This is a genomic window from Acidovorax sp. MR-S7 (genome assembly GCF_000400995.2).
Taxonomy (GTDB): domain Bacteria; phylum Pseudomonadota; class Gammaproteobacteria; order Burkholderiales; family Burkholderiaceae_C; genus MR-S7.
This window is the reverse complement of record NZ_DF238897.1, coordinates 365,697-379,959: the sequence shown is the minus strand read 5'-3', so window position 1 is coordinate 379,959 and position 14,263 is coordinate 365,697. Positions and strand designations below refer to the sequence as shown.

The window sequence follows — 14,263 nt, the reverse complement described above, 5'->3', positions numbered from 1 at the left end:
GCACTCAAGCGCCCGCCACAGCGCTCCAGCGCTCCATGCCGAGCCAGTCACGCAACGCCACGGCGCCCTGCGGCGTGACCTCCAGCGCGCGCGAGCCCGGCACGCGCCGCAGCCAGCCGCTGTCCAGGCAATGCACGCAGAGCATGGCCCCCAACCGCCCGGCCACGTGCGGGCGGCGCTCGCTCCAGTCCAGGCAGGGGCGGCACGGCGGACGCCGCGCGGGTCCGGCCTGCGGCACGGCCAGCCCCAGCGGCCGCAGCACAGCCGCTGCGCGCGCGGTAACACGGCCACCGGCCTCGTCGTCGAACGCGATCGCGCCCTCTTCCAGCAAGTGCGCGGCGATGGCTACGCCCAGACGCCCCGCGATGTGGTCGTAGCAGGTGCGCGCCCTGCGCAGTGCGGCGTCGCGCGGCCCCAAGGCCATGGGACGAGGCGCGTCCGCCTGCCGCACGGCCAACTGCATCAGCCCTTCGAGCAGGCGCGCCACCTCGGCCGAGGCCAGGCGGTGATAGCGGTGGCGTCCCTGCCGGTCCTGCACCAGCAGCCCCGCCTCCACCAGCAGGCCCAGGTGGCGGCTGGCCGTGGCGGCCGACACGCGCCCCGCCTCGGCCAGTTCGCGCGCTGTGAGCGCCCGCCCGTCCATCAGCGCGAGCAGCATGGCCGTGCGGGCGGGCTCGCCCACGAGGGCGGCAATGCGCGCGATCTGGTTGGTATTCATGCCGGCAGTGTGCCGGAAGGTGCATGGCCCGTGCTTCGTTTCAGAGCGAAGCATCGGTCCCCGGCTGCGGTGCACGATGGCGGCATTCGCCACCACCGGAGCCCCACCCCATGCCCCTCACCTGCTTCATCCGCTACGAGATCGCCCCATTCCAGCGCGAAGCCTTCCGCGCCTATGCCGAGGCCTGGGGCCGCATCATCCCGCGCTGCGGCGGCCACCTTGTCGGCTATTTCCTGCCCAGCGAAGGCACCAGCTACGAGGCCTGGGGCCTGATCGCCTTCGACAGCCTGGCCGCCTACGAGGCCTATCGCGCCCGCCTGCGCGCCGACCCGGAGGGCCGCGCCAACTTCGAGCGGGCGCAGCGGCAGCGCTTCATCCTGCGCGAGCAGCGCAGCTTCACCGAGGTGGTGGACGGCACCCTCGGCCGCCTCGCACAGCCATGATCGCCGTGATCTTCGAGGTGCAGCCCGCCGCCGGCCAGCGCCAGGCCTACCTGGACATCGCCGCCGGCCTGTACGGGCAACTGCAGGCCATGGACGGTTTTCTCTCCGTGGAGCGCTTCGAGAGCCTGTCCACGCCCGGACGGCTGCTGTCGCTTAGCTTCTGGCGCGACGAGGCGGCCGTTGCCCGCTGGCGCGCGCTGCCGCAGCACCGCGCGGCGCAGACGGCAGGACGCGCAGGCGTGTTCTCCCACTACCGGCTGCGCGTGGCCACCGTGCTGCGCGACTACGGGCTGAACGAGCGCACCGAGGCGCCCGCCGACTCGCGCGCCAGCCATGCGCACCCCGCATTGCCTCCCGACATGAACTCGCTATAATGTCGGGCTATGCTGGCAATGCCCCGTCGGCCGGATACTAGTTACAGACGGGGAAAACCGCCGCGCACGGCTTTCGGGCCCGATCTTCCCGGGAACCCTCTGCGGGCACATTTGGAAAACATTAGCTAATGACCACCATCCGTGTAAAAGAAAACGAACCCTTTGACGTGGCCCTGCGCCGCTTCAAGCGCACCATCGAGAAGCTGGGCCTGCTGACCGACCTGCGCGCCCGCGAGTTCTACGAGAAGCCCACCGCCGAGCGCAAGCGCAAGAAGGCTGCCGCCGTCAAGCGCCACTACAAGCGCGTGCGCAGCATGCAGCTGCCCAAGAAGCTGTACTGATCGCAGCCCGGCGTTTCGCTGACGCCCGCAAAACCCGCGCTAGGGACGCCGAGCGCGGGTTTTTTGTTTTTCATCCGAAGGAAGAAGCCATGAGCCTGAAGGACCAGATCACCGAAGACATGAAGACCGCCATGCGCGCCAAGGACAGCGAGCGCCTGGGCACCATCCGCCTGCTGCAGGCCGCGATGAAGCAAAAGGAAGTGGACGAGCGCATCACGCTCGACGACGCGACCGTCGTCGCCATCGTGGACAAGCTCATCAAGCAGCGCAAGGACAGCATCACCGCCTTCGAGGGCGCGGGCCGCCAGGATCTGGCCGACAAGGAAAAGGCCGAGATGGCCGTGCTGCAGGCCTACCTGCCCGAGCGCATGTCGGAGGGCGAAGTGGCCGCCGCCGTGAAGGCCATCGTGGCCGAAGTCGGGGCCGCGGGCCCCGGCGACATGGGCAAGGTGATGGGCGTGGTCAAGACCCGCCTGGCGGGCAAGGCCGACATGGGCCAGGTGTCCGCCGCCGTGAAGGCCGCGCTGGCGGGTTGATCAAGAGGTGGGCTCAGCCCACTCCCGCCCGAAGTATTCCTGCAGGAACTCCACGCACACGCGCACCTTGGCCGAGAGCTGCAGCCGCGTGGGGTAGACGGCCCACACGTTGGCCTCCTGCCGCCATTCGGGCAGCACCTGCACGAGACGCCCCGCGCGCAGGTGCACACCTACGTCCCACAGCGAGCGCAGGGCGATGCCGCGGCCATCCACGGCCCACTGCACCACCATCTCGCCGTTGTTGGCCGACAGAGGCCCTGTCACCTTCACCGCCTGTTCCTGCGCGCCTGCGCGCAGGCGCCAGACGCCGAACGGGTGGTCGCGCTCCTTGATCACCAGGCAATCGTGCGCCGGCAGTTCGGCCAGGGTGCGCGGCAGGCCCCGGCGCGCCAGGTAGGAGGGCGCGGCGCACAGCACGCGGTGGTTGTCGGCCAAGCGCCGCGCGATGAGGTGCGGCGCGATCTCGTCACCCACGCGCACGTCCAGGTCGAATCCTTCTCCAGCCACGTCCACCAATCGGTCGAACACATCCAGCCGCACCTGCAGGCCCGGGTGCTGTTCCACCAGGCGCGAGAGCGCTGGCGCCACCACGTTGCGTCCGAAGCCGAAGCTGCTGGACACGCGCAGCAGCCCGCGCGGCTCGCGGCGCGTGACGGCGACCTCCTGGAGTAGCTGGTCCATGTCATCCAGGATGCGCTGCGCCCAATGGAAAACACGCTCTCCTTCCTCTGTCACAGCCACGCGCCGCGTAGTGCGATGCAAGAGCTTCACGGCAAGTTCTTGCTCCAGCAGGCGTATGCGCTTGCTCACGTACGCAGGAGAAGCTCCCAACTCCTCTGCAGCTGCGGAAAAGCCAGCCTTACGCACGACGGTCGCAAAGACGCGCAGATCATCCGGGCCGGGGAAATTATTCACGATTTGGAAAATATACCAACACAGGAGCGACATTTTATTCATTATGTTTTTAATGAAAACTCCCACTTCGTCCTATCGACCAACCCTGCAAGATCAATCCGCGCACCAGGAGACAGAGGTCATGCCCGCCATCCATACTTCCACCACATCCCCCACCCGCCGGCTGCTGCTGGCTGCCTGCCTAGCTACCGGTGCAATGCCGTCCCTGCTGCACGCGCAGTCTTCAAGCGAAGTCGCCTATCCAAACCGGCCAATCAAGCTTCTCGTAGGCATTGGAGCGGGCAGCACTACCGACCAACTTGCACGCATCGCGGCACGCCACCTTGCGGAAGCTCTCGGCCAACCCGTGGTAGTAGACAACCGCCCGGGCGCAGGCGGCACGCTGGGCGCGGCTACCGTGGCCAGCGCACCAGCCGACGGCTATACGCTGCTGTTCACCAGTTCATCATTGCCCACCTTCGGCTATTTTTATGACCAGCTCAAGTTCAATCCAGTCAAAGATTTGGTCGGCGCGGGTGGCTTGGCACAGGGAGGCATGGCGTTGCTTACGCGGGCCAACGCGCCCTGGAAAAACCTTGGTGAGCTGGTTGCAGACAGCAAGAAGCGCGGCGCCCGCTCAATCACCTACGCCTCAGCGGGGATTGGCAGCATTGCCTACCTGTACTCCGAACTGCTGGCACAGACAGCGGGCATCGAACTGCTGCATGTGCCTTACAAGAGTTCCGCCGCTGCGCTGACCGATCTGCTAGCCGGGCAGGTGGACATCGTCTTCGATGGAGCCACTACCGCCAAGGCCCAGCTGGAAACAGGCCGGGTGCGCGCATTCGCCTACTCCACCACGGAGCGCAGTAGCTTTCTTAAAGATGTGCCGACAATGCAGGAAGCTGGCGTGAAAGGCTTCGCCCAGCGCACCTGGTTCGGCATCATGGTGCCGGCCAAGACTCCCGCCTCAGTCGTAGCGCGACTATCTGCAGCCACACTGACCGCAAACGACAGCCCTGACTACCGCAAGGAACTGTCCGCAGCCGCCCACGAGCCCATGAAGATGACGGCCGCGCAGTTCGAGCAGCTTGTGCAAGACGACTACCACCAGTGGGGAGCAGTCATCCCAAAGATCCCCAAGCAGGCAAACTGACAGCGTGAGCCGTTCGGCCTGCATCGACACCGGAACCAGCGACTCTGCCATATCCATGCACTCCCACCTACTGAACATCGGCCCACTCACGCTGCACAGCGGGCTGGCGCTGCCCGACGTGCATCTGGCTTACACCACTTATGGGCGCCTGGCCCCAGATGGCGGCAACGCCATCTTGGTCACTCACGGCTACACAGCCAGCCATGCCCTGCTCGCGCACGGTAGCGGTGTCGCCGAGGGTTCCTGGGCACCGTTGATCGGCCCCGGCCGACCGCTGGATTCCGAACGGTTCTTCATCGTCTGCCCCAACATGCTGGGATCCTGCTACGGTAGCACTGGCCCCGCGAGCATCAACCCGGCCACCGGACGTGCCTATGGGGCGCAGTTCCCGGACATCACCTTCGCTGACATCGTCGCATCTCAATACGCACTGCTACAGCGGTTGGGGGTGCGCCATCTGCGCGCGGTCGTGGGACCATCGATGGGGGGGTTTCAAGCACTGCAGTGGGCCGTAGACCATCCGCAGTTTGTCGATGTGGCGGCCGCTATCGTCTCGTCCACCCACCTGCCGCCGCACGACAGCATGCAGCTGTCAGCACTGCACACGCTCCTAGAGCACGACGCACATTGGAACCGGGGTGCCTATGCTCCCGGTGCACTGCACGAGACGCTGCGGCGCCTGCGCATTGATACCCTCATCACATACGGCATGCGTGAAGTCCTCGCGGCCCAAGGCCTTTCGGTCGAAGAAATAGGGGCAAGCATCGAGCGCATGGCAGTGGAGTGGTCGCGAAAGTTCGACCCATGTTCGCTCATTGTGCTGTTGCGCGCGGCACAGGCGTTCGACGTGCGGTCGCAACTGAGCACCATCGCCGCAGACACGCTCATTGCCGTGGCGCGCAGCGACGTCCTATTTCCGCCCGATGAGGCCGTCCGTGCCAGCCTTTCGGCAACGCGCGGCACAAGCCGTTATCTCATCATGGAAACCCCCATGGGACACTCATCGTCCGGTCCTGCGCACCAGCTCTGGAGCGATGAGTTCACTCGCATACTCGGATAAACCGCCACCACTGTTTTACTTTTGCTTTTCTTTTCCATCCTATTCAAGACACCTGTCATGGACACCTCAGAAAATAGCAGCACACTCCGCACCTACCGCATCGCTGTCTTGCCCGGCGACGGCATCGGCAAGGAAGTCATGCCCGAGGGCCTGCGCGCCGTGCAAGCCGCCGCCCAGCGTTTCGGCCTGACGCTCGACGTTCACCACTTCGAATGGGCGAGCTGCGACTACTACGCCCAGCACGGCCAGATGATGCCGGACGACTGGAAGGCACAGCTTTCGGGCATGGACGCCATCTTCTTCGGCGCCGTGGGCTGGCCCGCCACCGTGCCGGACCACGTGTCGCTCTGGGGCTCGCTGCTCAAGTTCCGCCGCGAGTTCGACCAATACATCAACCTGCGCCCCGTGCGCCTGTTCGAGGGCGTGCCCTGCCCGCTCGCGGGCCGCAAGCCCGGCGACATCGACTACTACGTCGTGCGCGAGAACACCGAGGGCGAATACACCTCGCTCGGCGGCATCATGTACGAGGGCACCGACCGCGAGATCGTGATCCAGGAATCGGTCTACTCGCGCAAGGGCGCCGAGCGCCTGCTGAAGTTCGCGTTCGACCTGGCCGCCAGCCGCCCGCGCAAGCACGTGACCTTGGCCACCAAGAGCAACGGCATCGCCATCAGCATGCCCTGGTGGGACCAGCGCGCCGAAGAAGTGGCCAAGGGCTACCCCGGCGTGGCGCTGGACAAGCAGCACATCGACATCCTCACCGCGCGCTTCGTGCTGCAGCCGGGCCGCTTCGACGTGGTGGCGGCCACCAATCTGTTCGGCGACATCCTCTCCGACCTGGGCCCCGCGACGACCGGCACCATCGGCCTGGCCCCCTCGGCCAACCTGAACCCCGAGCGCACCTTCCCCAGCCTGTTCGAGCCCGTGCACGGCTCGGCGCCCGACATCTACGGCAAGAACATCGCCAATCCCATCGCGATGATCTGGTCCGGCGCGCTGATGCTGGACTTCCTCACCCAGGGCCAGGGCGCCGGCCGCGCCGCGCACGACGCCATCGTGTCCGCCATCGAGGAAGCCATCAAGAACGGCCCGCGCACGCCCGACCTGGGCGGCACGGCCAGCACCACGCAGATGGGCGAGGCCATCGCCGCGCTCATCGCCAAGGGCTGAGCGCCCGGCGGGATTCACTCTGCTTTTATTTTGATAGCTGCTCGCGCTTTCTGTATAAGCGCTAGCGGCTATTTTTATATCGAACTCAGGGTTCGCGCGCGTCCGGTGCCAGAGGAGCGCCCTCGTCCTGCGACGCCCGGCCCGCGCCCAGCCCCAGGGCGCCACCAGCCGCCATGCCGGCACCGCCGCCCTGGCCGCCGCCACCGCCCCGGCCTCCCGCATTCGCGGCGCCGCCCCGCCCGCCCGCCGCCGGGCTGCGCACCGGGCCCTGCTTGGGGATGGGCAGGTCGGCCGGCACGGCCTCCAGCTCCAGCACCTCGCGGATGAAGTCGCGCAGCGAGACCACCAGCGCGGCCGTCTCTACCTGGCGCCCGGCCACCATGTCGTTGGCGGCCTGCACGGCCAGCCGCACCTGCTCGGCCGTACCCAGCAAGACCACGTCGGACAGCGCGGCCTCGACCGCGTCGCGGATGCGGCGCCGGCGTTCGGAGTTGCCTTCCTCCGGCGCAGCCTCGCCGGGCGCTCCGTCCGCCGCGGAGGCATGCGTGCGCAGATCGCGCAGGTGGCGGGGGTCCACGGCGAGGTTGCCGGTGAAGGAACCGCCCAGCGTCTTGTAGGCGGCGATCAGCGTTTTCAGCCGCTCGTTGATCTGGCGGTTCTGCCGCTCGCGGCGCTGCTGGATGCGCTGCATCACCAGCAGCCGGATGCCCACGGCCACCAGCGTGACGAGCACCAGCCCCAGCAGCGTGGACAGCATGCCCTGCCAGGAGCTGAAATCGATCAGGTTGCGCATGGTGGCGGAAAGCGTAGCAGAACGGGGAGGCTCACTCCCCCTGCGTCAGCAGTTGCGCCAGCCGCGCCTGGATCCACAGGGCCGTGTCGTCCAGCACCGCCCCCTGCAGGCTCAGCATGCGCACGGCCAGCGGAGGCAGGCGCAGGTCCTGGCAGTCCAGCGCCAGGATGCGCCGCTCGATGTCCGGGGTCTGGGCGATGTTGCGCGGCAGGATGCCCCAGCCCAGGCCGTCCGCCAGCATCTCGGCCAGCACGTAGAAGCCGTCCGTGCGCCAGACGCTGGGGCTAAGCACCAGTTCCTCCACGCCCTCGATGTGCATGAGCAACTGCCGATGGCCGGCCAGGTCCTCGCGCGTGGTGCGCGCACGGCCCGCCAGCGGGTGGTCGCGCGCCACGCACACCATCTGCGGCACGGAGGCCACGTAGCTCTGTGCGAAGCAGGCGTCGGCGGTGCCCCGGTCGAACTGTAAGGCCAGCTGCGCGCGCCGGGTCTGCACGTCGCGCGCGACCTCCGCCGCCGTGCCGCCCAACAGGGTCAGCTCCAGCGCGGGAAACCGCCCCGCCAGCTCCCGCAGCAGGCGGGCGACGGGCTGGTAGGGCAGCGCCTCGTCCACCGACATGCACAGCCTCGCGGCCTGTCCCGCCGCCAGGGCCTGGGCGCGCAGGTCCAGCGCCCGGGCCTGGTGGAGCAGGGAGCGCGCCTCCAGCAGCATCACCTCGCCCGCCGGGGTGAGGTGCACGGAGCGCCCCACGCGGTGGAACAGCGCCAGGCCCAGGTCCGCCTCCAGCAGGCCCACCGCCGTGCTCACCGCCGACTGTGCGCGGCCCAGCCGGCGGGCGGCCTGCGTCATCGATCCGCAGTCGGCCACGGCGACGAATTGGGTCAGGCGGTCCAGCGTCCACTCCATTCATCCATTTTATTGATTAGCCTGAACTTTTATCAATCTGAAAATAGATCAATCATCGGCCTGTCTACAACCCAAGAAACGCTCCATGCACACCCCCGCCGCCCCCTGCCACACCCCGTCTCCGGCCGCACCGGCCAGCCGGTGGCTGGTGCTGGGCATCGTGTCCGTCGCGCTGCTGCTCATCGTCATCGACATGACGGTGCTCTACACCGCCCTGCCGCGCCTCACGCACGACCTGGCCGCAGGCGCCTCGGCCAAGCTCTGGATCATCAACATCTACTCGCTCGTCGTCTCGGGGCTGCTGCTGGGCATGGGCACGCTGGGCGACCGACTGGGCCACAAGCGCCTGTTCATGGCAGGGCTGGCCGTGTTCGGCGCCGCGTCGCTGGGGGCGGCTTTCGCTCCGGCCACCGGTGTGCTGATCACGGCGCGCGCCCTGCTGGGTGTGGGCGCGGCGATGATGATGCCGGCCACGCTATCACTGATCCGCCTGAGCTTCCACGACGAGCGCGAGCGCGCGCTGGCCATCGGCATCTGGGCCTCGGTGGCCTCCGGCGGTGCGGCGTTCGGCCCCGTGGTGGGCGGCGTGCTGCTGGAGCATTTCTGGTGGGGGTCGGTGTTCCTGATCAACGTGCCCATCGTGCTCGTCGCCCTGCTGCTGGCCTGGCGCTGCATTCCCGCCAGCGCCGGCCATGGCGCACGGCCCTGGGACCTGGCCGGCTCGCTCCAGGTGATGGTGGGGCTGGTGGCCTGCACCTTCGCCGTGAAAGAACTGGGCAAGCCCTCGCCCGACTGGCCGCTGGCCGCGCTGGCCCTGGCGGCGGGCGCGATCTTCCTGTGGGTCTTCGTGCGCCGCCAGCGCCGCAGCGCCCATCCGCTGCTGGATCTGGAGCTGTTCAGGCACCGGGGCTTCCGCATGGCCGTGGTGTCGGCCCTCGTGGCCTCCGCCGCACTGCTGGGCATGGAGCTGGTATTCACCCAGCGCCTGCAGCTCGTGCTGGGCCGCAGCCCTTTGGCCGCCGGCTGGGCGATGCTGCCGCTGCCGCTGGCGACCTTCGTCGCCGGGCCGGTGGCGGGGCGGCTGCTGCCGCGCTGGGGCAGCGCTCGGCTGCTGGCTGTCGCCCTGCTGGCTTCGGGCCTGGGCATGGGCGGCTACCTGGCGCTGCACCAGGCCCCGGTCCTGTGGCAGGCGTCGAGCCTAGCGCTGCTGGGCGCGGGCGTGGGCGCCGCGATGACGGCGGCCTCGGCCACGCTGCTGACGAGTGCGCCACCCGACCGCGCGGGCATGGCCGCCTCGGTGGAAGAAGTGTCCTACGAGCTGGGCGGCGCGCTGGGCGTGACGGTGATGGGCAGCCTGCTCTCGGCCGTCTACACCCGCACGCTGGCGCTGCCCGATGCGGCACTACTGCCCATGCAGGTGCGCGACGGCCTGGACGAGGCCCTGCGCGCCGCCGAAAGCCTGCCGCCGCCCGCGGCGAACGCGCTCACACAGGCGGCCGGCGCGGCCTTCGACCAGGGCTTTGCCGCCGTGCTGCTGCTGGCCACCGGCCTGCTGCTCGCCACGGCGTGGGCCGTGTGGCGGCGCATGCGCTGAGCGCCCGGGGCCGCGATACCTTTGATAATGTCGCCCCTCTCTCCCCGGCAGCCCCTGTGCGCGCCCAGTGAAGGCCAGAATGACAGTGGACGAATCCAGCACCCTCCCCCCCTCCAGCCCCGCCCCCCGCCCGCCCAGGGGCCAGGCGGCGGCGCCCGCCGACTTCTCGCATCACACGCCGATGATGCAGCAATACCTGGCCCTCAAGGCCCAGCATCCCGACACGCTGCTGCTCTACCGCATGGGCGACTTCTACGAGCTGTTCTACGCCGATGCCGAGAAGGCCGCGCGCCTGCTGGACATCACCCTCACGCAGCGCGGCCAGTCGGGCGGGCAGCCGGTGGTGATGGCGGGCGTGCCCTTCCATGCGCTGGAGAACTACCTGGGCCGGCTCATCAAGATGGGCGAGTCGGTCGCCATCGCCGAGCAGGTGGGCGAGGTCGGCGCGGCCAAGGGGCCGGTGGAGCGCAAGGTGGTGCGCGTGGTCACGCCCGGCACGCTGACCGACAGCGAGCTGCTTTCGGACAAGAGCGAATCCATGCTGCTCGCCCTGCACCAGGGCGCGCGGGCGCGCTGCGGGCTGGCGTGGCTGTCCGTCACGCAGGGCGTGGTGCACCTGGCCGAGTGCGCGCACGACGAGGTGGGCGGCTGGTTGGCGCGTATCGCGCCCAGCGAGGTGCTCTACAGCGCGGGCGTCACCCAGCGCTTCGAGGAGCAGCTGACCGCGCTGCGCCAGGGCGGCCTGCTGGCCTGCCCCCTGAGCCTGCGGCCTGACTGGCAGTTCGACGGCGCCCTGGGCCAGCGCAAGCTGCTCGAACACCTGGGTGCGGCCAGCCTGCAGGCCTGGAACGCCGAAGGCCTGCAGCACGCGCACGCCGCCGCCGCCGCGCTGCTGCAGTACGCCGAGCACACGCAGGGCCGCGCCCTCACCCACCTGCACGGCGTGCGCGTGCAGCAGAGCAACGAGCTCATCCACCTGCCCGCGGCCACGCGGCGCAACCTGGAGCTGGTCAAGACCCTGCGCGGCGAGGACGCGCCCACGCTGTTTTCGCTGCTGGACACCTGCATGACCGGCATGGGCAGCCGCCTGCTCAAGACCTGGCTGCTGGAGCCCCGCCGCGACCGCACGGAAGCACGCCAGCGCCTGGCCGCCACCACGGCCCTGCGCGGCACGGCCAGCGGCCAGGGCCCCTGGCAGGTGCTGCGCGGCGAGCTGCGCGGCGTGAGCGACGTGGAGCGCATCACCGCCCGCATCGCCCTGCGCCAGGTGCGCCCGCGCGAGCTGGTGGCGCTGTGCCAGACGCTACGAAAAGCGGAGCTGCTCGCGCTTTCCACACAAGCGCCAGAGCCGTTTTTGGCCCAAATCTTCGGCGACCTGCAGCCGCCAGTCGACTGCGCGGCCCTGCTGCGCGCCGCGCTGCTGGAGGAGCCCGCCGCGCTGGTGCGCGACGGCGGCGTGATCGCCCCCGGCTTCGACGCCGAGCTGGACGAGCTGCGCGCCATCCAGACCAACTGCGACGACTTCCTGCTCGACCTGGAAACGCGCGAGAAGGCCCGCACCGGCATTCCCAACCTGCGCGTGCAGTTCAACAAAGTGCACGGCTTCTACATCGAGGTCACCAGCAGCCACGTGGACAAGGTGCCCCATGACTACCGCCGACGCCAGACGCTGAAGAACGCCGAGCGCTTCATCACGCCCGAGCTGAAAAGCTTCGAGGACAAGGCGCTGTCGGCGCAGGAGCGCGGTCTGGCACGCGAGAAGTGGCTCTACGAACAGATGCTGGACCAGCTCCAGCAGCACGTGCCGCAGCTCACGCGCGTGGCCCAGGCGCTGGCCACGCTGGACGTGCTGTGCACGCTGGCCGAGCGCTCGCTCACCCTCGACTGGTGCGCGCCGCAGTTCGTGGCCGAGCCGTGCATCGACATCGAGGCCGGCCGCCACCCGGTGGTCGAGGCGCGGCTGCAGGAGACGTCCAGCGGCGCCTTCATCCCCAACCACACGCGCCTGAACGCCAACACGCGCATGCAGATCATCACCGGCCCCAACATGGGCGGCAAGTCGACCTACATGCGGCAGGTGGCGCTGATCGTGCTGCTGGCCAGCATGGGCAGCCACGTGCCCGCCGCCGCATGCCGGCTGGGGCCCATCGACGCCATCCACACGCGCATCGGCGCGGCGGACGACCTGGCCAACGCGCAGTCCACCTTCATGCTGGAGATGACCGAGGCCGCGCAGATCCTGCACGGGGCCACGCCGCACAGCCTGGTGCTCATGGACGAGATCGGCCGCGGCACCAGCACCTTCGACGGCCTGGCCCTGGCCAGCGGCATCGCCACCCACCTGCACGACCGCACCAAGGCCTTCACGCTGTTCGCCACGCACTACTTCGAGCTGACGGAGCTGTCGGCGCGCCACCAGCATGCGGTGAACGTGCACGTGGGCGCGGCCGAGGCGGGCGCAGACATCGTCTTCCTGCACGAGATCCAGCCCGGTCCGGCCAGCCGCAGCTACGGCATCCAGGTGGCCAAGCTGGCGGGCGTGCCCGCCACCGTGCTGAACCATGCGCGCCACACGCTGGCCGCGCTGGAGGAGCGCGCGGGCGAGGACGACCTGCAGGTGGACCTGTTCGCGCCGCCGCCCACGCCCGAGATGCAGGCCGCCAGCCCCGTGGAAACCGCCCTGGCGCAGATCAACCCCGACCAGCTGTCCCCGCGCGAGGCGCTGGACGCGCTCTACCAGCTCAAGCGGCTGTCCCCGGGCTGAGCGCCCGCGGCGCGGGCCCGGTCAGCGGTGGAAGTCGATCTGGAAAGCGCCTTCCGCCACGAAGGTCACGTGGTGGGGCACCTGGGGCTCCACCACCAGCTGCTCCCCCGCATCCAGCAGGAGGGTGCGCGGCGGCTGGACATCGAGGGTGAACACCAGCGCGCCGCTGTGCACGCGCAGCAGCCCCCACGTGCCCGCCTTGATGGAGTGCGTGGCCTTGAACGCGGCCGGCAGGTTCGCCGGCGTGAAGACCGGCGAGCGCTTGTAGCTCGACAGCCCCGCGGGCATGTCGCGCAGCCAGGCGCTGGCGGGGTTGTGCTTCTGGTAGTTCTGCCACAGCGTGGAGGCCATGCGCCGGGCCATGGCGTCCACGGTGTCCTTGAGCGCGGGCACCTGCAGCTCGCCGGTGGTGCGGTGGAACAGCTCCAGCCAGCGCTCGAAATGTGCCCAGCCCAGGCCCGGCAGCCGGGCATGCTTGGGCATGGGGCTGCCGTCGAAGCCTTCCTTCTTCAGCACCAGCCACAGCCAGAAGTCCACGAGCGTTTCCAGGTGGGCGTCCCAGTCGTCGACGTGCGACTCGAAGAGCGGCGCCAGCAGCGGGTCCTGGCGCACACGGGCGTAGAAGGTGTGCACCAGGACCCGCAGATCGGCCTCGGTGACGGCGGCGGCGGAAGTGGCGGCAGAGGCTGTGGGTGAAGCGGTGGGTGAATGCATGGCGGCGGTCCTGTCCGCGCATTCTCAGCAGCCGCCGCGCGGCGGCCCAATGACAAAGGTCAAGCCGTTTCAGAACGCACGCACGGCGCCGTGCGTCAACTGCTGCAGGTAGCAGCGGTCGTTGATCGCCCACTCCCGCCCACGCCCGGCCACGTAGCCGCGCGCCTGCCAGTCGGACAGCAGCCGGTTCAGCGTCTCCGCGCGCACGCCCAGCCGCGAGGCCAGCTGGCGCTGGCTCAGCGGCAGCTGCAGGGTGCGGCCCTGCTGGTCGCTCAACCGCAGCAGGTAGAGCGCCAGCCGCTGCGGCGCGGAGCTGGCGGTGAGCCACTCCACCTCGTTGACGCGCTGGTAGACCGCCGCGCCCATCATGCGCAGCATGCGCAGCGCCAGGCCGGGGTGGCTCAGGCAGGCGGCGCTCAAGGGATCGCGCTCCAGGCGCAGGCACAGGGCCGTGTCCTGGCCGCGCGCGTTCATGGGATAGCGGCCGTGCTCCATGAACATGGCCGCGATGGCGACGAGGTGCCCCCGCCCGAAGACGCTGAACACGCGGTCCTCCCCGTCGATGCCGTGGCGCAGGACTTCGACTTGGCCCTGCACGACCCAGTAGTAGTGGCCCGCCGGATCGCCTTCCCGGAAGAGGTATTCGCCGCACCCGAACTCGCGCAAGACACACCCATCCGCCAGGCGGGCCAGGGCCTCGTCGGGCAGGTCGGCGAACAGGGGCACGGCGCGCAGCCCATGCATGGCCTGGTGTACAGGCTCCAGCGCGTTGACTTTTGTCATTGGGGTGTGCAAGGGG

Annotated in this window: 15 protein-coding genes; 9 read left to right on the top strand and 6 right to left on the bottom strand. The window is 69.1% G+C overall.

Annotation, left to right across the window (positions count from 1 at the left end; all coding sequences use genetic code 11):
- Positions 1-4 precede the first annotated feature (4 nt).
- On the bottom strand, positions 5-718 hold the full coding sequence (locus AVS7_RS04060) for a helix-turn-helix transcriptional regulator (protein ID WP_020230436.1): 714 nt from the start codon (positions 716-718) through the stop codon (positions 5-7).
- A gap of 110 nt (positions 719-828) precedes the next feature.
- Between AVS7_RS04060 and AVS7_RS04055 the strand changes: the two genes are divergently transcribed.
- The 4 genes from AVS7_RS04055 (at position 829) to AVS7_RS04040 (ending at position 2,412) form a co-directional block, all read left to right on the top strand.
- A complete protein-coding gene (locus tag AVS7_RS04055; protein WP_020230435.1) occupies positions 829-1,161 on the top strand; it encodes an NIPSNAP family protein in 333 nt (110 codons plus the stop codon).
- On the top strand, positions 1,158-1,535 hold the full coding sequence (locus AVS7_RS04050; RefSeq protein ID WP_020230434.1) for an antibiotic biosynthesis monooxygenase: 378 nt from the start codon (positions 1,158-1,160) through the stop codon (positions 1,533-1,535). The genes AVS7_RS04055 and AVS7_RS04050 overlap by 4 nt, the downstream gene beginning before the upstream one ends.
- Before the next feature lie 128 nt (positions 1,536-1,663).
- Positions 1,664-1,876, top strand: a complete 213-nt coding sequence (gene rpsU / locus AVS7_RS04045; protein ID WP_007833691.1) for a 30S ribosomal protein S21 — start codon at positions 1,664-1,666, stop codon at positions 1,874-1,876.
- A gap of 89 nt (positions 1,877-1,965) precedes the next feature.
- Entirely contained in the window at positions 1,966-2,412 is a 447-nt protein-coding gene (locus tag AVS7_RS04040) for a GatB/YqeY domain-containing protein (RefSeq protein ID WP_020230432.1), read from the top strand.
- Here the strand turns inward: AVS7_RS04040 and AVS7_RS04035 are convergent, their stop codons facing one another.
- Positions 2,413-3,360: a LysR substrate-binding domain-containing protein gene (locus AVS7_RS04035; RefSeq protein WP_049696837.1), complete on the bottom strand. Its 948-nt coding sequence runs from the start codon at positions 3,358-3,360 to the stop codon at positions 2,413-2,415.
- An 88-nt stretch (positions 3,361-3,448) separates the two neighbouring features.
- On the opposite strand from AVS7_RS04035, the gene AVS7_RS23470 reads away from it, so the two are divergent.
- The 3 genes from AVS7_RS23470 to AVS7_RS04020 are packed head-to-tail and all read left to right on the top strand — an operon-like array spanning position 3,449 to position 6,692.
- Complete coding sequence (locus AVS7_RS23470) at positions 3,449-4,462, top strand: tripartite tricarboxylate transporter substrate binding protein (RefSeq protein ID WP_024000915.1); 1,014 nt, start codon at positions 3,449-3,451, stop codon at positions 4,460-4,462.
- Positions 4,463-4,466: 4 nt separating this feature from the next.
- Positions 4,467-5,522, top strand: coding sequence for an alpha/beta fold hydrolase (locus AVS7_RS23305; RefSeq protein ID WP_024000914.1), 1,056 nt, complete (start codon positions 4,467-4,469; stop codon positions 5,520-5,522).
- Positions 5,523-5,579: 57 nt separating this feature from the next.
- Entirely contained in the window at positions 5,580-6,692 is a 1,113-nt protein-coding gene (locus tag AVS7_RS04020) for a tartrate dehydrogenase (protein WP_020230428.1), read from the top strand.
- An 85-nt stretch (positions 6,693-6,777) separates the two neighbouring features.
- Here AVS7_RS04020 and AVS7_RS04015 read toward each other — a convergent pair whose 3' ends face one another.
- Together AVS7_RS04015 and AVS7_RS04010 are read right to left on the bottom strand one after the other, a co-directional pair.
- The gene (locus tag AVS7_RS04015; RefSeq protein ID WP_020230427.1) at positions 6,778-7,485 is read right to left on the bottom strand and encodes a hypothetical protein; all 708 of its coding nucleotides are present in this window, start codon (positions 7,483-7,485) and stop codon (positions 6,778-6,780) included.
- A gap of 31 nt (positions 7,486-7,516) precedes the next feature.
- Entirely contained in the window at positions 7,517-8,392 is an 876-nt protein-coding gene (locus tag AVS7_RS04010; RefSeq protein ID WP_020230426.1) for a LysR family transcriptional regulator, read from the bottom strand.
- Positions 8,393-8,477: 85 nt separating this feature from the next.
- Between AVS7_RS04010 and AVS7_RS04005 the strand changes: the two genes are divergently transcribed.
- Positions 8,478-9,986: an MFS transporter gene (locus AVS7_RS04005; protein ID WP_020230425.1), complete on the top strand. Its 1,509-nt coding sequence runs from the start codon at positions 8,478-8,480 to the stop codon at positions 9,984-9,986.
- A 181-nt stretch (positions 9,987-10,167) separates the two neighbouring features.
- Entirely contained in the window at positions 10,168-12,750 is a 2,583-nt protein-coding gene (gene mutS, locus AVS7_RS04000) for a DNA mismatch repair protein MutS (protein ID WP_020230424.1), read from the top strand.
- A 21-nt stretch (positions 12,751-12,771) separates the two neighbouring features.
- Here mutS and AVS7_RS03995 read toward each other — a convergent pair whose 3' ends face one another.
- Both AVS7_RS03995 and AVS7_RS03990 read right to left on the bottom strand, forming a co-directional pair.
- Positions 12,772-13,464: a DUF1971 domain-containing protein gene (locus AVS7_RS03995; RefSeq protein ID WP_020230423.1), complete on the bottom strand. Its 693-nt coding sequence runs from the start codon at positions 13,462-13,464 to the stop codon at positions 12,772-12,774.
- 69 nt (positions 13,465-13,533) lie between these two features.
- A complete protein-coding gene (locus AVS7_RS03990; RefSeq protein WP_020230422.1) occupies positions 13,534-14,247 on the bottom strand; it encodes a Crp/Fnr family transcriptional regulator in 714 nt (237 codons plus the stop codon).
- Positions 14,248-14,263 lie beyond the last annotated feature (16 nt).